This is a genomic window from Pseudomonas oryzihabitans (assembly GCF_001518815.1).
GTDB lineage: Bacteria > Pseudomonadota > Gammaproteobacteria > Pseudomonadales > Pseudomonadaceae > Chryseomonas > Chryseomonas oryzihabitans_E.
This window is the reverse complement of sequence record NZ_CP013987.1, coordinates 4,487,360-4,509,213: the sequence shown is the minus strand read 5'-3', so window position 1 is coordinate 4,509,213 and position 21,854 is coordinate 4,487,360. Positions and strand designations below refer to the sequence as shown.

The 21,854-nt window shown below is 63.5% G+C and carries 14 protein-coding genes and 1 pseudogene; 7 read left to right on the top strand and 8 right to left on the bottom strand.

Going from position 1 to position 21,854, the window contains the following annotated elements; genetic code table 11:
* Positions 1-139 precede the first annotated feature (139 nt).
* Positions 140-700, top strand: coding sequence for a nucleotidyltransferase family protein (locus APT59_RS20530; protein WP_059316533.1), 561 nt, complete (start codon positions 140-142; stop codon positions 698-700).
* Positions 701-743: 43 nt separating this feature from the next.
* On the opposite strand, the gene APT59_RS23060 is transcribed toward APT59_RS20530, so the two are convergent.
* The gene (locus tag APT59_RS23060; RefSeq protein ID WP_420480530.1) at positions 744-1,448 is read right to left on the bottom strand and encodes a methyl-accepting chemotaxis protein; all 705 of its coding nucleotides are present in this window, start codon (positions 1,446-1,448) and stop codon (positions 744-746) included.
* Between the two features lie 198 nt (positions 1,449-1,646).
* Positions 1,647-2,618 (bottom strand): annotated as a pseudogene (locus APT59_RS23055) (methyl-accepting chemotaxis protein); the annotation flags it as partial.
* A 557-nt stretch (positions 2,619-3,175) separates the two neighbouring features.
* Between APT59_RS23055 and APT59_RS20520 the strand changes: the two are divergent.
* The 5 genes from APT59_RS20520 (at position 3,176) to APT59_RS20500 (ending at position 13,060) form a co-directional block, all read left to right on the top strand.
* Positions 3,176-4,165: an LLM class oxidoreductase gene (locus APT59_RS20520; RefSeq protein ID WP_059316531.1), complete on the top strand. Its 990-nt coding sequence runs from the start codon at positions 3,176-3,178 to the stop codon at positions 4,163-4,165.
* Between the two features lie 270 nt (positions 4,166-4,435).
* A complete protein-coding gene (gene putA / locus APT59_RS20515; RefSeq protein WP_059316530.1) occupies positions 4,436-8,404 on the top strand; it encodes a trifunctional transcriptional regulator/proline dehydrogenase/L-glutamate gamma-semialdehyde dehydrogenase in 3,969 nt (1,322 codons plus the stop codon).
* A 201-nt stretch (positions 8,405-8,605) separates the two neighbouring features.
* Positions 8,606-10,357 carry a type I secretion system permease/ATPase gene (locus APT59_RS20510; RefSeq protein WP_059316529.1) on the top strand — a complete coding sequence of 584 codons (1,752 nt, stop codon included), beginning with the start codon at positions 8,606-8,608 and terminating at the stop codon, positions 10,355-10,357.
* A 1-nt stretch (position 10,358) separates the two neighbouring features.
* On the top strand, positions 10,359-11,684 hold the full coding sequence (locus tag APT59_RS20505) for an HlyD family type I secretion periplasmic adaptor subunit (RefSeq protein ID WP_059316528.1): 1,326 nt from the start codon (positions 10,359-10,361) through the stop codon (positions 11,682-11,684).
* A 2-nt stretch (positions 11,685-11,686) separates the two neighbouring features.
* The gene (locus APT59_RS20500) at positions 11,687-13,060 is read left to right on the top strand and encodes a TolC family outer membrane protein (RefSeq protein ID WP_237140546.1); all 1,374 of its coding nucleotides are present in this window, start codon (positions 11,687-11,689) and stop codon (positions 13,058-13,060) included.
* 45 nt (positions 13,061-13,105) lie between these two features.
* Here APT59_RS20500 and APT59_RS20495 read toward each other — a convergent pair whose 3' ends face one another.
* Both APT59_RS20495 and APT59_RS20490 read right to left on the bottom strand, forming a co-directional pair.
* The gene (locus APT59_RS20495) at positions 13,106-15,445 is read right to left on the bottom strand and encodes an FdhF/YdeP family oxidoreductase (protein WP_237140545.1); all 2,340 of its coding nucleotides are present in this window, start codon (positions 15,443-15,445) and stop codon (positions 13,106-13,108) included.
* Positions 15,446-15,521: 76 nt separating this feature from the next.
* Positions 15,522-15,989 (bottom strand): tRNA (cytidine(34)-2'-O)-methyltransferase, encoded by a 468-nt coding sequence (locus APT59_RS20490; RefSeq protein WP_059316527.1) that lies wholly within the window; start codon positions 15,987-15,989, stop codon positions 15,522-15,524.
* Between the two features lie 72 nt (positions 15,990-16,061).
* Here APT59_RS20490 and APT59_RS20485 point away from each other — a divergent pair, with 72 nt between their 5' ends.
* Positions 16,062-16,619 carry a hypothetical protein gene (locus APT59_RS20485; protein ID WP_059316526.1) on the top strand — a complete coding sequence of 186 codons (558 nt, stop codon included), beginning with the start codon at positions 16,062-16,064 and terminating at the stop codon, positions 16,617-16,619.
* 1,309 nt (positions 16,620-17,928) lie between these two features.
* On the opposite strand, the gene ntrC is transcribed toward APT59_RS20485, so the two are convergent.
* The 4 genes from ntrC to APT59_RS20465 all read right to left on the bottom strand — a co-directional run bounded on the left by ntrC (position 17,929) and on the right by APT59_RS20465 (position 21,764).
* Positions 17,929-19,359: a nitrogen regulation protein NR(I) gene (gene ntrC / locus APT59_RS20480; protein WP_059316525.1), complete on the bottom strand. Its 1,431-nt coding sequence runs from the start codon at positions 19,357-19,359 to the stop codon at positions 17,929-17,931.
* 12 nt (positions 19,360-19,371) lie between these two features.
* On the bottom strand, positions 19,372-20,436 hold the full coding sequence (glnL, locus tag APT59_RS20475) for a nitrogen regulation protein NR(II) (RefSeq protein ID WP_059316524.1): 1,065 nt from the start codon (positions 20,434-20,436) through the stop codon (positions 19,372-19,374).
* 171 nt (positions 20,437-20,607) lie between these two features.
* Complete coding sequence (locus tag APT59_RS20470) at positions 20,608-21,246, bottom strand: DUF4124 domain-containing protein (RefSeq protein WP_059316523.1); 639 nt, start codon at positions 21,244-21,246, stop codon at positions 20,608-20,610.
* The gene (locus tag APT59_RS20465) at positions 21,246-21,764 is read right to left on the bottom strand and encodes a DUF4124 domain-containing protein (protein WP_059316522.1); all 519 of its coding nucleotides are present in this window, start codon (positions 21,762-21,764) and stop codon (positions 21,246-21,248) included. Before APT59_RS20465 ends, APT59_RS20470 begins: the two co-directional genes overlap by 1 nt.
* Positions 21,765-21,854: the final 90 nt, after the last annotated feature.

The following is a 21,854-nucleotide window of genomic DNA, read 5'->3' as shown; positions in this document are numbered from 1 at the left end:
CTCGCGAGCTAGAGCCAAACGAGACGAAAAGGGCTGAGGAAGCGGAGTTTACGACTGGTAAATGAGCATCCGAAGCCTTTCCAACGCCGTTTGGCCAACGCACAGCAGCCTTTCAACAGGCTCCGAGGGGAGGACAGCGATGCAACGCATCGCCACCTGGCTCGGCGAGGATCCGGTCCGCTGCCAGCTGCTTGCCGTTCTTGCGGGATTACAACTGCCCGATGCCTGGCTGGCGGCCGGCTTCGTGCGCAATCTGGTCTGGGATCGGCTGCACGGCTATACCGTGCCGACACCGCTGGTGGATCTGGATGTCATCTATTTCGATGTAATCGACTGCCGGCCCGAACGGGACAGGGCCATCGAGATGGCGCTGGCGGAGCGGGCGCCGGGGTGGCCCTGGTCGGTGCGCAACCAGGCTGCCATGCATCTACGCAACGACGATGCACCCTATGCCGATAGCCTGGATGCCATGCGTTTCTGGGTCGAGGTGGAGTCCGCGCTGGCCGCGCGCCTCACCGAGACGGGCGAACTCGAGGTGGTCAGCCCCTTCGTCCAGGATGGGCTCTTCGCCTTGCACCTGACGCCGAATCCCTGGCGGCCCCGGCTCGACGCCTTTCGCCAGCGCCTGTCGAGCAAAGGCTGGCTGACGCGCTGGCCACGCTTGCACGTGCAGAAGCCTGGGTTTGCCGAGCGGGATTGATGGCAAACGCCAAAGCGGGTGGCGAACCGCTTCGGCGCTGGCGTCAGACCTTGAAGCGTGCGGTCAGCTCCTGCAGTTGCAGGCTCAGGCGGGCCAGCTCGGTACTGGAACCGGCGGTTTCCTCGGTAGCGGCGGCGGTCTGGTCGGCGACCTCATGAACCTTGACCACGCTGCGACTGATGTTCTCACCCGCCGCGCTCTGCTGCTCGACGGCAGCCGCGATCTGCTCGTTCATGGCCTCGATTTCGCCCACCGCGCTACTGACACTGGCCAGTACCACGCCGGCTTGGCGGGTCAGGCCGACGCTGTCGCCGGTCAACTGGATGTTGCGCTCCAGCGCCTCGCTCATCTTGTCGGTGCTGCCATGCAGGCTGGTGATCAGGCTGGCGATTTCATCGGTGGAAGAGCGGGTGCGCTGCGCCAGCCCGCGTACCTCGTCGGCCACCACGGCAAAGCCACGACCTGCCTCGCCGGCACGGGCCGCCTCGATGGCCGCATTGAGCGCCAGCAGATTGGTCTGTTCGGCGACAGCCTTGATCACGTCCAGCACGCCGCCGATGCGGTCGGCGTCCTGCTTGAGCAGCTCCATGGTCACCTGGGTACTGTCCACTTCCTGCGCCAGGGTTTCGATCTGGGTGGCGACCTGGTTGACCATCTCATCGCCTTCGCGAGTCTTGAGCGTGGCCTCGCGGGCGGTCATGGAGGCCTGCTCGGCATTGCGGGCCACCTCGCCAATGGTGGCGGTCATCTGCTGCATGGCGGTGGCGATCTGCTCGGTCTCCACCTTTTGCGCCGTGGCGCCCGCCCGCGTCTGCTGGGTGATGGCGGAGAGCTCTTCAGCGGCGCTGGCGACCTGGACGACGCCGTCTTTCTGCTCGCGGATAAGCTCGCGCAGATTGACGATCATGCGTTGCATGGCCGCCTGCAGGAGGCCGAGTTCGTCCTTGCGGTCGGCCTGGGTCTCGACGGTCAGGTCGCCCGCGGCGATCCGTTCCACGGTGCCGAGGGTCTGGCGCAGTGGCGTCACGATGGAGCGGGTGATGATCCAGGCGGCGACCAGGCTCAGCAGCACCGCCAGGAGCAGGCCGCCAAAGAGCATCAGCTTGGCATCGCGGATATCGCCGAGACGGAACTGGTTCTGCACCTGCTTCATCTCGTCGGCGGTCTTGAGCAGCGCCAGGATGCGCTGGTCCAGGCCGTCGTCGGCTTGTTCGAACTGCTTCTGAATGGTGAACAGCTGCTGTATCTGGCGCTGATACTGGTCGAAGAGTTCTGGCAGTCGCTGCAGGCTCGTGGTCGAGGCGCTGCTGGCCGGCAGAGCCTTAAGTACGGCACCGACCTTGCCCAGTGAGGTCTGCAGGGCTTCCTGCTGCGGGCCGGCGGATTTAAGCACATAGACGCGGAAGTCGATTCGCAGTTTTTGCAGGGCCGCCAGCAGGGACGAGAATTGCACGCCGCCATGGTCGATCTGGCTATCCAGCGCGCTGGAGGCGTCTTGAAGCTGCTTGTCTAGCGTATCGCCAGTCTCTCTTATGCTCTGGATGGTGGCATCGCGGTCCTGGGTCACCTTCAGCGTCTGCTGATAGAGGTCACGATATTCCTGGAGGGTTTGCTCGGTGCGGGCGAGCAGCGCCTGGCTCTGGGGGCGTCGAAACAGCGGGCGAGCTTCCTGCAGTTGCTTTTCGAGGGCGTCGATGGAGAGCTTCCAGCGATTGGCCTGCTCCGTTTCCGGCAGTAGGGCGAAGGCCCCGCGGGCATTGCGCATGTCGCGAGTGAGCAGGCCGATCTGGGTGAACTGCTCGATGAGATTGCCGCGCCGGCCCAAGGCCTGGATGCCAGACCAGCCTGCGTAGGCAATGGCCAGTGTGAGGATGATCAAGGCGGTGAAACCGGAAAAAAGCTTTGTACGAACACTCATATTGTGCAACTGCATGGATGCTATTCCTGATGTTCGGAAAAATGTTCCGGAGCCAAGGGAAAGAAAAAGGGAAAGATCTTAAACCAGCTGGAAAGGCTCTGGGATGAGCATTTTCCGCTTCGAAGAAGATGCGCCAAATTGGTAAATCTATTTATGGAGTGCCCCTTCAAGCTCTGCTTGGGGGCTTGGCTGACCACCGTCTGCAAGAAAAGCCGTTTTGTTTCAGCTATAGCGATACTTGAGCACTATTTCGCGCAGTTGATAAAAGTAAGGAGCTAAAAGTTTATCCTTACTAATAGTCTGTCTTTATATGAAGAAAGTAGGTTAAATAATGTTTCTGAAAGAATGACTTGCCAGAGTGGGGTGTAAGAAGACCGCATACGGAGAGTGCCAAGGTCGATACAGGCTGCCGGAGCGGCGGAGAATGCGCAGTCCGTGGCGCGCTGGGTCGCAAGGGGGCGGGTCGAGGATGAGCGAGCCGGCACTCGGCGAACCCTGGAATGCCGCTAGACTCCATAGAAAGGTCATTCGCTTTCCCTCTCTGGCAAGGAATCCCCATGTCCACCACGGAGCGTCGCCGCGCCTTCCTTCAGCATCCGGGTTTTTCGCGGCTGTTCGCACCCGGTCGCCTGACCCTGGGCTTCCTGCTACCGCTGGAGGGCTATCCCGATGATCCCATGCCGACCCTGCGCGACCATGCGCGCCTGGCGCGGCTGGCAGACCAGTTGGGCTTCGCCGCGCTCTGGGCACGCGACGTGCCCTTCTATGATCCTGGTTTCAACGATGCCGGCCAGGTATTCGAACCCTTCACCTATCTCGGCTATCTGGCCGGCATCACCCAACACCTGACCCTGGCAACCGGCAGTGCCGTCATCACCCTGCGGCATCCCCTGCATCTGGCCAAGATGGCGGCCTCGGTCGATCAGTTGAGCGATGGTCGCCTGGTGTTGGGAGTAGCCTCCGGCGATCGCCCGGTGGAATACCCGGCGTTCGGCCTGGAAGGCGAGTTCGAGCGACGGGGCGAGCGCTTTCGCGATGCCTTCGAGATGTTCCGGCTGGCCGGCGAAACCAATTTTCCCCTGGGTGAATTCCGCCGTTTCGGCGATCTGCAGGGGCTGGCCGATCTGGTGCCCAAACCGGTGCACGGTCGTATCCCGGCGCTGGTGACCGGGCGCAGTCGGCAGACGGTGGACTGGATCGCCGCCAAGGCCGATGGCTGGTTCTATTACTTCGTGCCTGCCGAACATGTCCCGGCGCTGACGCGGGTCTGGCGCGAGGCGCTGAACGAAATCGGCGGGCGCGAATTGTTCAAGCCCTTCGCTCAGGGCCTGTTCTTCGAGCTGGCCAGTGATCCGGACCAGCCCCCGCGGCCCATCCATGCCGGCCTGTCCTGTGGGCGGCGAGCGCTGGTGGACTATCTCACCCAATTGCAGGAGGCGGGCGTCAATCACCTGGCGCTCAATCTGCGTCCCTCGCGCCGTCCGGCCAGCGAAGTCGTTCAGGAGCTGGGCGAGTTCGTGCTGCCGCACTTTCCTTCCCTGCAGTGAAAGGCCCGGCGCCCGTGTGAAGCCAGGTAACACTTGCCTGGCTAACGACTTTCCCAAGTCGTCATTCGAATGCGCGATTCCTCTGTGGCGGGGGTTCGACCAGGTCGCAACCCTTGGCCTGATCTCTGCATAGTTTTGCGATCTGTTACCTTGCCATTGGTGCAACCGGATCGACGGTAGAACCTGCTGGGTTGCACTTGGTTGCACTTTTCTTTCGAGCGGCGCTAAGCTGCGCCGAATTTCGATGCCTTCTTGCTTGAGGACCTGCGCATGGCCACCACTACCACCCTGGGCGTAAAGCTCGACGAAGCCACTCGCGATCGCCTCAAGGAAGCGGCTCGCCGTATCGATCGGACGCCCCATTGGCTGATCAAGCAGGCCATCTTCACCTATCTGGAAACCCTGGAAAGCGGTGCGACCCTGGCCGATCTGCAGGGCATCGCCCAGCGGCTGGCCGAGGGGGACAACGAGGCGGTGGAAGCCCTGGCCGATCCGGTCTATCAGCCCTTCTTGGAATTCGCCGAAAGCATCCTGCCGCAATCGGTTCTGCGCTCGGCCATCACCGCCGCCTATCGCCGCCCAGAAGAAGAGCTGCTGCCGCTGCTGCTGGAGCAGGCGCGCCTGCCCGCTGCCCAGGCCAAGGCCACCCACGAGCTGGCCCACCGCATCGCCGAAAAGCTTCGCAACGCCAAGGGTGCAACCGGGCGCTCCGGGATGGTGCAGAGTCTGCTCCGTGAGTTCTCACTGTCGTCCCAGGAAGGCGTGGCCCTGATGTGCCTGGCCGAGGCCCTGCTACGCATTCCCGACAAGGGCACCCGCGATGCCCTGATCCGCGACAAGATCAGCACCGGCAACTGGCAGCCGCACCTGGGTAATAGCCCTTCGCTGTTCGTCAATGCCGCCACCTGGGGCCTGCTGCTGACCGGTCGCCTGGTCTCGACCCACAACGAAGCCGGCCTCACCAGTTCGCTCAACCGTCTCATTGGCAAGAGCGGCGAGCCGGTGATCCGCAAGGGCGTGGACATGGCCATGCGCCTGATGGGCGAGCAGTTCGTCACCGGCGAGACCATCGCCGAGGCCCTGGCCAACGCCAGCAAGTTCGAGGCGAAGGGCTTCCGCTACAGCTACGACATGCTGGGTGAAGCGGCCCTGACCGAAGCCGATGCCCGCCGCTACCTGGCCTCCTACGAGCAGGCCATCCATTCCATCGGCAAGGCTTCCCACGGTCGCGGCATCTATGAAGGCCCGGGCATCTCCATCAAGCTCTCGGCCCTGCACCCGCGCTACAGCCGCGCCCAGTACGACCGGGTGATGAGCGAGCTCTATCCGCGCCTGCTGGAGCTGACCCTGCTGGCCAAGCGCTACGACATCGGCCTGAACATCGACGCCGAGGAAGCCGATCGCCTGGAAATCTCCCTGGATCTGCTGGAGCGGCTGTCCTTCGAGCCGCAGCTGGCGGGCTGGAACGGCATCGGCTTCGTCATCCAGGCCTACCAGAAGCGCTGCCCGCTGGTGATCGATTACCTGATTGACCTGGCGCGCCGCAGCCGTCGCCGCCTGATGATCCGCCTGGTCAAGGGCGCCTACTGGGACAGCGAGATCAAGCGGGCCCAGATGGAAGGCCTGGAGGGCTATCCGGTCTATACCCGCAAGGTCTACACCGACGTGGCCTACCTGGCCTGTGCCCGCAAGCTGCTGGCGGCGCCGGAAGCCATCTATCCGCAATTCGCCACCCATAACGCCCACACCCTGGCGGCCATCTACCAGCTGGGCGGCCAGAACTACTATCCCGGCCAGTACGAATTCCAGTGCCTGCACGGCATGGGCGAGCCGCTGTACGAGCAGGTGGTGGGCAGCATCAAAGACGGCAAGCTGGCGCGGCCGTGCCGTATCTATGCCCCGGTGGGCACCCACGAGACCCTGCTGGCCTATCTGGTCCGTCGCCTCCTGGAAAACGGTGCCAACACCTCCTTCGTCAACCGCATCGCCGACCACTCCATCTCCCTGGACGAGCTGGTGGCCGATCCGGTGGTGCAGATCGAGCAGCAGTCCACCAACGAAGGCGGCATCGGCCTACCGCATCCGCGCATTCCCCATCCGAGTGCCCTGTACGGCGCCGAGCGCTGCAATTCCAGCGGCCTGGACCTGTCCAGCGAACACCGCCTGGGTTCCTTGTCAGCCGCGCTGCTGGCGAGTGGCAACACCGCTTGGGAAGCCCGACCGCTGCTGGGGCGCGCCAGTGAGCCGTCGATTCCGCAGCCGGTGCTCAACCCGGCCGATCGCCGCGACCGCGTCGGTCAGGTGAGCAACGCTACCCGTGCCGATGTCGACATCGCCCTGGAAGAGGCCCTGGCCGCTGCACCCATCTGGCAATCCACCCCGCCCGAGCAACGCGCCGCTGCCCTGGATCGCGCCGCCGAGCTGATGGAAGCCCAGATCCAGCCGCTGATGGGCCTGCTGGTGCGCGAAGCCGGCAAGACCTACGCCAACGCCATCGCCGAGGTGCGCGAGGCGGTGGACTTCCTGCGCTACTACGCCGCCCTGGTGCGTCGCGACTTCGCCAACGACAGCCACCGTCCGCTGGGTCCGGTGGTCTGCATCAGCCCCTGGAACTTCCCCCTGGCCATCTTCAGTGGCCAGATCGCCGCGGCCCTGGCCGCTGGCAACACCGTGCTGGCCAAGCCGGCCGAGCAGACTCCGCTCATCGCGGCCCAGGCCGTGCGCCTCCTGCTGGAAGCCGGCATCCCCGAAGGCGTGCTGCAACTGCTGCCGGGTGAGGGTTCCACCATCGGCGCCGCCCTGGTCAACGATGTGCGGGTCAAGGGGGTGATGTTCACCGGTTCCACCGAAGTGGCCCAGATCCTGGCGCGCAACATCGCCGGGCGCCTGGACGCCCAGGGCCGACCGATCCCGCTGATCGCCGAGACTGGCGGCCAGAACGCCATGATCGTCGACTCCTCGGCGCTGGCCGAGCAGGTGGTGGCCGATGTGGTCGCCTCCGCCTTCGACAGCGCCGGTCAGCGCTGCTCGGCCCTGCGCGTGCTCTGCGTGCAGGACGACGTGGCCGACCGTGTGCTGGAGATGCTCAAGGGCGCCATGGCCGAATGCCGGCTGGGCAACCCGGAAAACCTGGCCATCGACATCGGTCCGGTGATCGATGGCGAGGCCAAGGCCACCATCGACAAGCATATCCAGACACTGAGAGGTAAAGGTCGTCGGGTGCACCAGGGCGGGCGCGTGGAGGGCGATGCCATCCACCGTGGCACCTTCGTCATGCCCACCCTGATCGAGCTGGATAGCCTGGCCGAGCTGGGCCGCGAGGTCTTCGGTCCGGTGCTGCACGTGGTGCGCTACGCTCGCAAGGACCTGGACAAGGTCATCGACCAGATCAATGCCACCGGCTATGGCCTGACCTTCGGGGTGCATACCCGTATCGACGAGACCATCGCCAAGGTGGTGGAGCGCGCCCATGCCGGCAACCTCTACGTCAACCGCAACATGGTCGGCGCGGTGGTCGGGGTGCAGCCCTTCGGTGGCGAAGGCCTCTCGGGTACCGGTCCCAAGGCCGGTGGCCCGCTGTATCTCTACCGCCTGCTCAGCACCCGTCCGGATGGCGATCCCGCCGTGGCCCTGGCCAAGGGCAGCGCTGGCGAGACCGAATGGCAGGTGCGTGACGCCCTGCGCCAGCAGGCCGGCAATCCGCTGGGGGCCCTGCAGGACTGGGCCAAGCAGCAGGGCCTGGGCGAGTTGGAACAGGCCTGCCTGAGATTCGCCGAAGAGTCCCTGAGCGGCCTGACCCGCCTGCTGCCCGGCCCGACGGGCGAGCGCAACAGCTACAGCCTGCTGCCGCGCAGCCGGGTCCTGTGCCTGGCGGCGGACGAAAGCGATCTGCTGCTACAGCTGGCGGCGGTCATGGCGGTGGGTAGCACCGCGCTGGTCGAGGAGGCGCACAAGGCCACCCTGAATCGCCTGCCGCAAGCCGTGCGGTCGCGGGTGCAGGCCACCGCCGACTGGCGCAAGGATGAAGTCGCCTTCGAGGCGGTCCTGCACCACGGTGACTCCGACCAACTGCGTCAGATCTGCCAGTTGGTAGCCAAGCGCAACGGCCCCATCGTCGGCGTCCAGGGCCTGGCCCGCGGCGAGACCGCCATTCCGCTGGAGCGCCTGCTCATCGAGCGCGCCCTGAGCGTGAATACGGCAGCCGCCGGCGGCAATGCCAGTCTGATGACCATCGGCTAAGGGCTCGAACTAGGCGTCGCCCCCAGGCGTTTGTCAGACCTATCGTTTGGCTCATTTAGAATCCCGATCCTTCCAGCCGGAAGGATCGGGATTTTTTATTGGCCAACTCTCATTTGATCGCCTTGGCAGCAGGCGCGATCAAGCGCTGTGCTAGAGTCCGGCGGCCACGGTTTTGCGCTTCGATTTCCAGCTGGTACCTGCATGCATTACAACGATAAGACGGATCTTGAGCGGGCACTGGCCGAGAGCAAGGGTAGCTTCCTGACGGTCGGCTTCTTCAGCCTGTTCATCAACCTACTGCTGCTGGTTCCTGCGTTCTACATGCTGCAGGTTTATGATCGGGTACTCTCCAGCTACAGCGTCACCACGCTGATCATGCTGACCCTGATCATGCTGCTCTTGATGAGCACCTATGGTGCTCTGGAGTGGGTTCGGTCGCGCATCCTGATTCGGGTGTCCACGCGACTCGACCTGTTGCTGAATCAGCGATTCTATGAGGCAAGTTTCAAGCAGGCGCTCTATAGCGGAGGCGCCTTGACTTCGGCCCAGGCGCTCCACGACCTGACCGGTTTACGCCAGTTTCTTACCGGCGCAGGGCTGTTCGCCTTCTTTGATGCACCCTGGCTGCCGATCTACATCGCGGTGATGTTCTTCTTTCATCCGCTGTTTGGGGTTTTTACCGTCGTCGGTGCGGTGATGCTGATCGCGTTGGCCTATGCCAATGAGCGCTTGACGAACAGGCACCTGGCCGACGCTAACCAGGAGCATGCCAGGGCAACGCAATTCACCAGTAAGAATCTGCGCAATGCAGAGGTAGTGACCGCAATGGGCATGCTGCCCAGCCTTTTCGGACGTTGGCATCGCCGCAATAACCGTGTACTGACACTCCAGGCTAGAGCCAGCGAGCGGGGTGGTACCCTCAGCATCCTTTCCAAAACCTTGCGGATGATCCTGCAGTCGCTGATCCTGGGGCTCGGGGCCTGGCTGGTTATCGATCACCAGATCACACCGGGCATGATGACAGCTGGCTCCCTGCTGTTGGGCCGAGCGCTGGCACCTATAGATCTGATGATCGGCAGCTGGAAGGGATTCGTTACTGCGCGGGGTCAATATGGGCGCCTCAACGAACTGTTGCACCAGATACCAGCCGAACCGCAGCGGATGCCTCTGCCCGAGCCGAGGGGCAGTCTGGCCGTCGAGCAGGTCGTTCTGACACCCCCCGGAGCCACTCAGCCTGTGCTCAAGGGGCTCACGTTCACCGTAGCTGCAGGTGCCTCGGTTGGCATCCTGGGGGCAAGTGCGGCCGGTAAGTCGACGCTCGCCCGCGCACTGCTAGGGATCTGGCTGCCACAGACTGGCAAGATTCGTCTCGATGGTGCGGATATTGCCCAATGGCCACGGAGTGACCTGGGGCCGCACCTGGGGTACCTGCCGCAGGACATAGAACTTTTCGAGGGTAGTATCAGCGACAACATCGCGCGCTTCGGTCCGGTGGATCCCAAGGCCGTGGTGGACGCGGCCGAGCTCGCCGGCGTTCACGAGATGATCCTGCGATTGCCCCAGGGGTACGACACGCTCATCGGTGCTCAGGGCGGCTCCCTTTCCGGAGGGCAGCGGCAGCGAATAGGTCTGGCCCGGGCCGTCTATGGCCGGCCCCGCTTGGTGGTGCTGGACGAGCCAAATTCCAATCTGGACGAGCACGGCGAGCGTGCACTCGGCGTCGCCTTGACCCGGCTCAAGCAAAGCGGAACCACGCTGCTCATCGTGACTCATCGCGTCAGCGCCCTGGCCTATGTCGAAAACCTTCTGGTACTCAACGAAGGGCAGATCGTTCTATCAGGTCAACGCGATAAGGTACTGGCACATTTGCAAGGCCGCACGGAGCAGCAGGCGTCTGCTGAGCCTGACGGCTTGGCAGGCAATGGCATCCACCCGTCAGGGCGGGAGGTATGACATGTTGAGGCATGCTGCCCTTGTCGATGCTGAAGCCGAAGGCCTCAAGGTATCCGATCAGCCTATCCGTAGGCTTGGTTTCGCCATTCTTCTCGTGGTGTTTGGCCTGGGCGGTCTTTGGGCAGCACTGGCGCCCTTGAGCAGCGCCGTGCTTGCACAGGGCTCCGTGACCGTGAAGAGTTCGCGCAAGACCGTACAGCATCTGGAGGGAGGCATTCTTCAAGAGTTGCGAGTGCACGACGGTGATCGGGTACATGCCGGAGAGGTGCTCATGCGCCTCGACGATACTCAGGATCGCGTCCAGCTCGAAGCAATACGCAGCCAGCGTGTTGCGGCCCAGGCACTCGAAGCCCGGTTGATCGCCGAGCGCGACGACCTTGGCGATGTTTTTTTCACCGCAGACGACCTTGCCGTCGATGATCAACGTGTTCGAGAGGCGCGCGGCAGTGAGCGTCAGATATTCGCGGCCCGGCGTGCGGCCAGGCGGGGGGAGGTCGCGGTACTTAGAAATAGGGATGTCGAGCTGGAGCAGCAGATTCGCGGACTCGAAGCGAACATCCAGAGCAAGGTGAGCCTGGCCAAATCCTACGAAGGCGAGATCAAGGATTTGAGTGACCTGCTCAAACAGGGGTTTGTCAGCAACGAGCGGTTGCGCGATCAGGAACGCAGCCTCTCTCGGCTACAGGCCGAGATTGCCGATCAACGCTCAGCCATTGCTCGGGCGCGCGTTCAGCGTGGCGAAACTCAGTTGCAGATCCTACAGGCAAATCAGAGGTTCAAGGCGGAAGTCGCCAGCCAGTTAGCGGACACCCAATCCCGCCTCTATGAGCTTCGTGAACAGCTAAGAGGGCAGCAGGATACGCTTGACCGAAAGGTGATCAAGGCACCAGTGGACGGCATGGTGATGGGGCTAGCCGTCCATACCCTGGGCGGCGTGGTCGCACCAGGTAGTCATCTGCTGGATATCGTCCCAGGTGGGGCGGATCTGTTGGTTGAGGTGGAGATTCAACCGGCCGACATAGATAGGGTCGCCCAGGGCAAGCTTGCCGAGGTTCGTTTCAGTGCTTTCAAGGGTGCGACCACGGCCGTATTGGAAGGCGAACTGGTGTACGTCTCCGCAGATCGCTTCATAAATGAAAAGAGTGGGGCGCCCTATTATCTGGCGCGGGTGGCCTTGACTGATCGGGGGCGGCAGGAACTGGGGCACCGTGAATTGCAGCCAGGGATGCCGGCCGAGGTACTTATCAATACAGGTGATCGTACGCTGCTCAACTACCTTCTCAAGCCCGCTCGTAACGCCATGGCGCGTTCGATGATAGAGGAGTAGGGATGCTTCATCGGGCCAGCTTAAGAAGGTGCGCCATCACGTTTCTGATGTGCATCGGACCAGTTGTTGCCGTGGCGTCGACGGAGGACTCCAGTCCACTTGATCTTTGGCAGCTTTATCAAAGAGCCGTTGCGTCTGATCCGCGCATCCTCGGCGCCGACGCACAGATCCGGGCTGGAACTGGCCAGGAACGCGAAGCCTTGGGGCAGTTACTGCCACAGCTCAAGGGCGGGGCTGCCAGTAGCCGTATCAAAAGATCCGAGGGAGCTCGGACACTCTTCTATGACGGGCAAACCTATAACTTGAGTTTGACTCAGGTGCTCTATAATCCCGCAGCCTGGCGTGGTTTCAAGAAGTACTCTGAGCTTACGCGGCAGTATCGATCCCAGGCAGAAGACGCACGTATCCAGTCTGCGGTCGATCTCGTTCAACGTTATTTCGCAGTCCTGGCCGCTGAAGATGAACTCGCACTGGCCAAGGCCGAACGCCAAGCTACGCAGCGTAGTCTCGATCAGGTCTCGGCGTTATTCGAGCGTCAGTTAGCGACGATTACCGATAAGTTGCAGCTGGCTGCTCGAGTGGACAGTCTCGAAACGGCAGAAATCGAAGCTACAAACCAGATTCAGATTGCTCGCGAGGCGCTGGCCGAGCTGTTGGGGCAAGAGGTTTATCAACCGCTGAAGCGGATTGACGAGGGGGCGCTGTTCGCCTCTTTGCCAGGTGCCGAGGAGGAATGGGTAGCTTCGGCAATCGCTCACAATCCTATGTTACAAGCCAAGCAGAGTGCGCTGAATTCCTCGGAGCTGGCGATCAGCGAAGCCAAGGCAGCTCACCTTCCTACCTTGAGCCTGGCCTTCGGGGCACAACGTAGTGACTTCGTGTACGACAACGTCCTAGCGGCGGATAAAGTAGATACCCTTTCTGCCAGTGTGAATCTACAGATTCCACTCTACAGCGGTGGGTCCATCAGTGCTCGTACCCAGGGTCTGTATGGCGCACGCGATGTGGCCGAGCAAGAATACGAAGCCTTGCGTCGACAGGTAGTCAAGGAAACCAAAACTGCCTATCTCCAAAGCGATGCCAATCTGCGCAAGATCGTCTCGGCGCACAAAGCTCTGGAGTCTGCGGTTAAGTCCCGAGAGATTACGGAAAAGTCCTTTGCCTATGGCACTGTCACTGGCGTAGACATCCTCAATGCCGTTCGCCAGGAATACCTCAGCCGCCGGGACTATCTCAGGGCGCAATATGGCTTTGTCACCAACCAACTCGTATTGCTGAGGTGGAGCGGAGAGTTTTCTGCGAAAGATATTCAGCGAATCAATGGCTGGCTTTCACCATCGCTAACCGCTAATGCCGTTGGGAAGGGTAAAAGATAGTGTCTGGCACCGTTTCGGGTGCCAGCTCTACCTCCTGGCGACTATTCAGTTTCCATATCCCTCCGGCTCCACCGGAAAGCCGCCATTCGCCGTGATCAGCTTGTTCAGGCGCACCGGAATGGCCTTGGCTGCCGGTACCTTGCTGCCTTCGGCATGGTGCCAGAGCGGGATCAGGGCGTTGCACTCGGGGTAGTAGCCGCCACAGGCGCCTTCCGGAATGTTGTAGGGCGTGACCCGCAGCGGGCCTACCTCGCGCCGCACGCCGTCATCGGCCACCGTCGACACCTGCACCTTGTCGCCCTCGGCCAGGCCTAGGCGTTCGATGTCGTTGTGATTCATCAGGAGCACCGCGCGCGTGCCCTTCACCCCACGAAAACGGTCGTGATAACCGTAGATGGTGGTGTTGAACTGGTCGTTGCTGCGTAGCGTCATCAGGGTCAAGACATCCCGTCCGGTGGCGGGCATGTCCGGGTCTTCTTCCAGGCTGCGCGGCACGATGAGATTGGCCTTGCCGGTTTCGGTCTTCCACTCGCGCTTGGCCGCTGGCAGCGGGCGATGAAAGCCGCCTACCTCCCACATCCTGGCATTGAAGTCGTGGAAGATCTCCGGGAAGGAGAGGGCGATCTCGTTACGGATAAGGCCATAGTCAGCGACCCAGGCATCCCAGGTGACCTTGGGGTTGTCCGGCAGGGTGGCCTTGGCCAGGCCAGCGACGATGGCCGGCTCGGACAGTAGTTCGCCCTCGGGCGGCTCGGCCACACCGCGCCAGCCGTGGATGCAGCCGGTGCTGTCCTCGGTGCTGTGAGCCTGCTCCACGCCGTTCTGGCGATCGATTTCGGTACGCCCCAGGCAGGGCAGCAGATAGGCCTTGTCCGCCGGGACGAGGTGATTGCGATTGAGCTTGGTGGCGATTTGCACCGACAGGCGCAGGGTGCGCCAGGCCGGTTCCATCAGACTGGTCTCGGGAATGGCGCGCAGGAAGTTGCCGCCCAGGCCGATGAAGGCCTTTACCGAACCATCGAGGATGCCTTCGCAGGCCTCCACGGTATTGCGCCCCTTGTCCTGTGGCGGGGTGAAGCCGAAGCGCTCGCCGAGCTGCTCCAGCGGCGCCAGTTCCGGTTTCTCGGTGATGCCCACGGTGCGCTGACCCTGGACATTGGAATGACCCCGCACCGGGCAGATGCCGGCGCCAGGCTTGCCGATGTTGCCGCGCATGAGCAGCAGGTTGGCCAGCATCTGGATGGTTTCCACCCCATAGCGATGCTGGGTCAGCCCCATGCCATAGATGCCGATGACTTTCTGACAACGTCCGTAGACGGCAGCGGCCGCTTCCAGGGCACTACGAGTGAGGCCTGACTGGCGCTCCAGTTGCGGCCATTCCTGGCGTTGCAGCCATTCGCAGAACTCGGCGAAGCCATGGCAGTGCTCGGCGATGAAGGCATGGTCGAGCACGGCGGGCTGGCCTTGCTCGCGGGCCTGGTCATCGGCGGTCAGCAGGGCCTTGCACATGCCGGTGAGCGCAGCGATGTCGCCACCCGGCTTGAGCTGGTGGTACTGGGTGCTGATCTGGGTGGGGTGATCGGTCAGCATCTCCACCGGCGACTGCGGATTGACGAAGGTCTCCAGGCCACGCTCGCGCAAGGGATTGAAGGTGATGATGGGCGCGCCGCGTTTGCGCGCTTCCTGCAGGTCATGCAGCATCCGCGGGCTGTTGCTGCCAGGATTCTGGCCAAAGAACAGCAGGCAGTCGGCCTGATCGAAATCGTTGAGGGTCACGGTGCCCACGGTCACGCCGATGCTCTTGGGCAGAGCCACCGAAGTGCTCTCGTGGCACATGTTGGAACTGTCCGGCAGATTGTTGGTGCCGTACAGGCGGGCATAGAGCTGATAGAGGTAGGAGGTCTCCAGCGCCGCGCGACCCGAGGCGTAGAAGATCACCGAATCCGGATCCAGTGCCTTGAGTTCGGCGCCGATGTCGGCGAAGGCTTCGGCCCAGCTCACCGGGCGATAGCGGTCGCTCGCGGCGTCGTAACGCAGGGGGTGGGTCAGGCGTCCGACCTCTTCCAGATCGTAGTCGCGCCAGCCGCGCAGTTCGGTGAGGGAATGGCCGGCGAAGAATTCCGGTCCGCACCTCTTGCTGGTGACCTCCCAGGCCGTGGCCTTGGCGCCGTTCTCGCAGAATTCCAGTGGGTGGGGCTTGCCGGGCTTGGCCCAGGCACAACTCACGCAGGCGAAACCGCCATGCTTGTTCTGCCGGGCCAGCAGGGCACCGGACTTGAGTGGCACTCGCTCGCGCAAGACGATCTCGGTCACCGAGCGCGCCGAGCCCCAGCCACCCGAGGGCGCGTCGTAGCGTTCAACCTTGGGTTTGCCGATCTTGCTCATGATGCGCCTCGTGTGACGGTCTGGCGATGTGCCTGTAGGTCATGGGACGGCGCGTCTGGCAGTAAGGTTCTGGCGGTCAGCCAGGCGGTGCAGCGAAGCCCAGCTGGCGCCAGCCTTCATAGACGGCCACGGCCACGGTGTTGGACAGGTTGAGGCTGCGCCGGTTGGGCAACATGGGCAGGCGCAGCCGTTGTTCGGGCGGCAGGGAATCCAGCACCTCGGCCGGCAGACCACGACTTTCCGGGCCGAACAGCAGGGCGTCGCCCGGCGCATAGGCGATCTCGGTGAAGGGGTGGCTGGCCTTGGTGGTGAAGGCCAGCAGTCGCGGCGGCTGCAAATCTGCTATACAGGCCGCGAGGCTGGCATGGGTCCGCACGCTGGACCACTCGTGATAGTCCAAGCCGGCGCGGCGCAATTTCTTGTCGTCCAGCGCGAAGCCCAGCGGCTCGATCAGATGCAGGCGGCAGCCAGTGATGGCGCACAGGCGAATGACGTTGCCGGTATTGGGCGGAATTTCCGGTTGGTAGAGGATGATGTCGAACATGAAGGGCAGGGCGCCTGGCAAAGCGCCTATGGTACTGCGCCGCCGACGCGGCGTCGCGAGCGAGGCAGGGCGATGAGCCTCTGGCGCCGGCTGTTCGACTGGCTGTTGCGCGAACAGCGCGCCCGCCGGGACGAACTGGCGCGGGTGGAGGATCCCGAGCTGCTCAAGGCCGAATGGCGCAGCCAGCGCCAGCGCCTGACGCTCTGGCTGGCCTCGGCGGCCCTGGGTGCCGGCCTGTTCGGCATGATCATCGGCCAACTGGTGTACCAGCGCACCCATCCCGATCCCTGGTCGGCCGAGGCCCGCCGCCCGGTCATCCTGGGAGTAGACAGTCGCCAGGAAGCCGGCCGCTTCGAATTGCTGATCACCGCCGATCGCTCGCTGTTCTACGAACGCTATCGCCCCGAAGGCGCGCTCAGCCTGCGTCTGCCCCGGGCCCGCTGGGACGGTGGCGAACGCCAGGGACGGGTGGTGCGTCCGGGCGGCAGCTTTTCCTGGACGGTACGCCAGGAGGGGCAGGACCTTAAGGTGCTGCTGGTAGGCGTCGGCGGCGCGCTGCAGGCCAGCGACCGAATCGTGGAAGAAGGCGAGGACTGGGTGCTTCACGTCCAGGTCCCGCTGACGCCCTGAAATGCCCCGTTATCAGGCAAGAGGCTGGCTGTTTGCACCAGAGCGGAACGGGGTGGAGCGCCGAGGTGCCTTGACGCTTCGGCTGCCTTTGCCAGTCCCCTTGTCTTGGCTATAGAGCAGGAGGCGCTCTAGCCTGGGGTTTGCAGCTTTTCGCGGGCGAAAAAAAGAGGCCATCACCGTGAGTGATGGCCTCAGGAAGAAAAGAGGGGATTCCCCAGCCTGCCTGTACCGAGGTCCCCAAAAGGGTAGTTACCTGGGATATTGCAGGAGGTGTGCCAAGTTTTGGCTTGGATGATTTTGGAGGATTCGTAGGTTGGGTTGAGGCGGCTTCATCGCCGAAGCCCAACAATGTGAAGCCAGTGCTAGCTAGGTGCTAGGTGCTAGGTGCTAAGGCTGTTTACCGAGTGTTGTGGGTGCCTCTTGTTTCGCCCACCCGGGCGACTCACTTTTTTCAGTCGCGGCTGCGCGTCCCGGACTACGCGTCCCGGACAAAAGTAAGCAAAAACGCTTGCCCCGATCATCCGGCCCTCCGCTGCGCTCCGGGTAATTCGCTGCGCTCACCCTTCGGGCCAGCCTGCGGCTGTTACTCCGCTTCGCTAAGCTTCGCTCACGCCAGCGCCGTTCCGGGGTCGGTCCAGATGGGCCGTCCATGGCTCACTGGACCTCTCGCCACATCCCTGCGGCTCGACCCACTCCACGACACTGGCGTTCACCCTTCTGAACGGGGCGATTCGCCAGCCTGAAAGTGTTGGTTGAAGAAGTACGAAGAGCTGTGACCCGTAGCGTGGACAACGGCAAAGCCTTGTCCACAGGGATCGGCGTTACGCGCCAGTGGAAAACGCTGCGCGGTTTTCCACGCTACAGATACTGGAAATACCTAACTCTCAGGCTGGCGCCCGTCCCCGTCAGTGAGGTCGAGCATAGGTGTCGTGGAGGGAAATGCGAGGCAGGACGCCGAGCAAGGCGCGAGGGGCAGGAGGCCCCTTCGTGCCGTGCCCCTGGAGCGGCGCCGGGGCGAGGGAAACGTAGCGAAGCGGAGTAACAGCCGCAGGCTGGCCCGAAGGGTGAGCGAAGCGAATCACCCGGAGCGAAACGGAGGGCCGAAACGTGGGGTGTGCTTTCTTTTGCTTACTTTTCTTTGCACCGGGCGGCGATCCGCAAGCAAAGAAAAATGAGTCGCCGGCCAGGCGAAACAAGAGCCATCAGCAAAGCACGATAATCAGTGAGGGCAACCTAACCCTACCCTAAGCCAAAACAAAGCGTTGGGCTTCGCTATCGCTCAGCCCAACCTACGGCTCGGTAGAGAGCCTCAGTCTTCCCCCTCCTCATCCGGCCCATCCACCTTCATGCCCAGCTCCTTGATCTTGCGGGTCAGGGTGTTGCGGCCCCAGCCGAGCAGCACGGCGGCGTCGCGGCGGCGGCCGGCGGTGTGCTTGAGGGCGGTCTCGATCATGATGCGTTCGAAGGCCGGCACGGCGTTGTCCAGCAGGCTGGACTGGCCGCGGGTGAGGGCCTGGTCGGCCCACTGGCGCAGCGCCTGTTCCCAGTTGGCGGCAGGGGCGGCGTCCTGGGGCTGGTTGAGCAGCTCTGGTGGCAGGTCGTCGATCAGCACCTCGCGGCTGGAGGCCATCACCGTGATCCAGCGGCAGGTGTTCTCCAGCTGGCGCACGTTGCCCTGCCAGGGCAGCCCTTTCATGTATTCCTCGGTCTCGCTGCGCAGGGTCTTGGGTTCCACGGCCAGCTCCTGGGCGGCGCGGGCGAGGAAGTGGCGGGCGAGGGCGGGGATGTCCTCGCGACGGTCGGCCAGGCGGGGGATGTGGATGCGGATGACGTTGAGGCGGTGGAAGAGGTCTTCGCGGAACTTGCCCTCGCGCACCAGGCCTTCGAGATTCTGGTGGGTGGCGGCGATGATGCGCACGTCCACCTTGACCGGGGTATGGCCACCGACACGATAGAACTCGCCATCGGCCAGGACCCGCAGCAGGCGGGTCTGGGTGTCGGCCGGCATGTCGCCGATCTCGTCGAGGAACAGGGTGCCGCCGTCGGCCTGTTCGAAGCGCCCACGGCGCTGGGCCGCGGCACCGGTGAAGGCACCCTTCTCGTGGCCGAACAGCTCGGACTCCATCAGGTCCTTGGGAATGGCGGCCATGTTCAGGGCGATGAAGGGCGCGGCGGCGCGCGGGCTGTGGCGGTGCAGGGCGTGGGCGACCAGCTCCTTGCCGGTACCGGATTCGCCGTTGATCAGCACCGTGATGTTGGAGTGCGAGAGGCGGCCGATGGCGCGGAACACCTCCTGCATCGCCGGTGCTTCACCGATGATCTCGGGGGTGCGGGTCAGGTGCTCCGGCTCGGCGAAGCCCTGTTGCTCCTGAGCATGCTGCCCGGCGCGCTTGACCAGGGCCACGGCCTCGTCGACGTCGAAGGGCTTGGGCAGGTATTCGAAGGCGCCGCCCTGGTAGGAAGCCACGGCGCTGTCCAGGTCGGAGTGGGCGGTCATGATGATGACCGGCAGCCGTGGGTGCATCTCGCGGATGCGCGACAGCAGGTCCAGGCCACTGGTCCCCGGCATGCGGATGTCCGAGATCACCACGTCCGGTTGCTGACGACCGAGGCGGGTCATGACGCTATCGGCGCTGTCGAAGGCGACGGTGGTCATGCCTTCCTGTTGCAGGGCTTTTTCCAGGACCCAGCGGATGGAACGGTCGTCGTCGACGATCCAGACGGTCTCCTGACGGCTCATGCGTACTCCTCGTTATTCCAGCGGCAGGAAGATGCTGAAGGCGGTGTGGCCAGGATGGCTTTCACACTCGATCAGCCCCTGATGCTGGGTGATGATGTTCTGGGTGATGGCGAGCCCGAGGCCGGTGCCGTCGGGGCGACCGCTGACCATGGGATAGAAGATGGTTTCCTGCAGGTCCTGGGGAATGCCCGGACCGTTGTCGATGATCTCCACCTTGCACACTAGGCGATGGCGGTGATGGGCGATGGTGAACTGGCGCAGGGTACGGGTTCTCAGGGTCACCCGGCCCAGGCGCAGTTCATTCTGCTGGGAGATGGCCTGCATGGCGTTGCGCACGATGTTGAGCACTGCCTGGATCATCTGCTCCCGATCAATCATCAGGTCGGGGATGCTCGGATCGTAGTCGCGTACCAGATTGATCAGCCCCTGGCTTTCCGCTTCCACCAGGCTGCAGACCCGTTCGAGCACCTCGTGGACGTTGGTGGTGGAAAGCTTCGGCAGCTTGTTGGAGCCGAGCATGCGGTCGACCAGATTCCGCAGCCGGTCCGCTTCCTCGATGATGACGTTGGTGTAGTCCTTGAGTGACTCTTCGGGCAGCTCGCGGGCCAGTAACTGGGCTGCGCCGCGGATGCCACCCAGGGGATTCTTGATCTCGTGGGCCAGGCCGCGCACTAGGAGCTTGGTGGTCTCCTGCTTGGAGAGCTGTGCCTCCTCCTTGGTGATGCGCAGCAGCCGATCGCGCGGATGGACTTCCAGCAGCAGCAGGGTGTTGTGGCGGTCCAAGATGGGGGTCACCGCATAGTCCACCGTGAGGCTGTTGCCCGAGGTGGAGACCAGCAGCGCCTCGCGCTTGGTGAAGGGGTGGGCATGATCGACCGCCTGCCGCAGCGCCTGCAGGGCCTCGGGCGACTCGGTGAACAACTCGCTGATGAACTGGCCGTGGCTGCGCTGGCCGCTGATGGCCAACAGCATCTCGGCCGCCGGATTCATGTACTCCAGACGCAGCTCCGCATCGAGCAGGATGACCGCGGTCGTGAGGTTGTCGAGCAGGAGCCGGTGGATGACGTCGGTAGGCATGAGGGGCCACAGCGCTATAGGGACGATAGGAAAATGCAAGAAGCAAACCAAGACGCCCCGAGTTAGGGCAGATGCCTGCAACGTGCACTAACAGCCGCCGCGCGGGCCGGTAGTCCCTGCAGGATTTGTATCAAGATGGTGCATGGACAAAAAGCGCACCAAAGAGGTGCGCTAGAGGAAAGGTAGCCAGGATTTCTTGGCTTCGGGCGGTTTCATGTCCAGCGGACATTCCGGACGTTTGCCCCAATCCTTGTCGGTGCAGGGATGGGCGCGGCGCTTCTGCTCCAGGGAGGGACGCCGCAGGTGAAAGGGCTGGGCCGGCGTACGCTCCAGCACATTGCCGTCGGCGGCGAGGATCTCCGCCACCAGGCTATGGGTGCCACGATCCAGGTTGTCCAGGGGAAACACCGGACTGCGCCCGACGCCGGCTTCCCTGTCATCCACCAGCAGCCGGTAGCTGTGACCCGGCTGCAGCTCCGGCTCGCTGACCAGGCTGACGATGAGCTGCCCTTGCTGATCGATCACCGTGGCGTCGGGCTCGGGTACCAGGATGCGCAGCATCTGGTAGCGGAAGGGCGCGGCCTTGGGCGTCCTGGCCACCGGCGCGGTGGGAGTCGGACTCAGCTTGCGGGTCGGCTGGCCCTGCTGGTTGAGGTTGTTGGGCGTGCTCAGTGGCACCGGCGTAGCCTTCACGCCCTTGGGCGGCTGATCGGTGTAGACCCGATTGCCTTCCTTGTCGACGTAGCTATAGACCGCCGCCTGGGCAGGCAGCAGCAGGCACAGCAGCAACAGGGTCAGGAGCGAACGCATCAGCGGGCCGGGCTGTTGACGCTGATGCGCTGCACGGTAACGGTCTTCTCGGCACTGGTCTGGATCACCTCGCCCGTGCCGGACAGCACCTGGGCGGCGAAGCGGTGCTCACCACGCTCCAGGTTGGCCACGCCGAAGCGGGTGCTCTGACCGGGGCTGCCATAGGGCGCGCCATCCACCAGCAGTTGCAGCGACTGCCCCGGGCCCAGGCCCGGCTCCACGGACACGCCCACCGAGAAGGTACCGTTGTTAGCGCGGATGGCCTCATCGTCGGGCACATTGACCTCCAGGCGGCTGAAGGCCGGGCCCGCGGGTGTCGACGGCGTGGGGGCATTGGGGATGGGCGGCGCCGGTCGCGGATTGTCCACGGTATTGGTGGGCGCCACCTGCACGGGCTTGGCATTGGCCGAGGGCTGGTCGCTGAACACCGTGTTGCCTTCGGCATCCACCGACTTGTAGATCGCGGCCTGGGCGGAGCAGGCGAGGCAGAGCAGACAGCAGGCAAGCAGGCGAGGCATGGCAGGATCTCGGCCGGGCGATGGATACCAAGGGTAGCAGGCGCGCCGCGTGCGCCGGTAGGCAACTTGGCGTGCGTGGCGCTGCGTCGG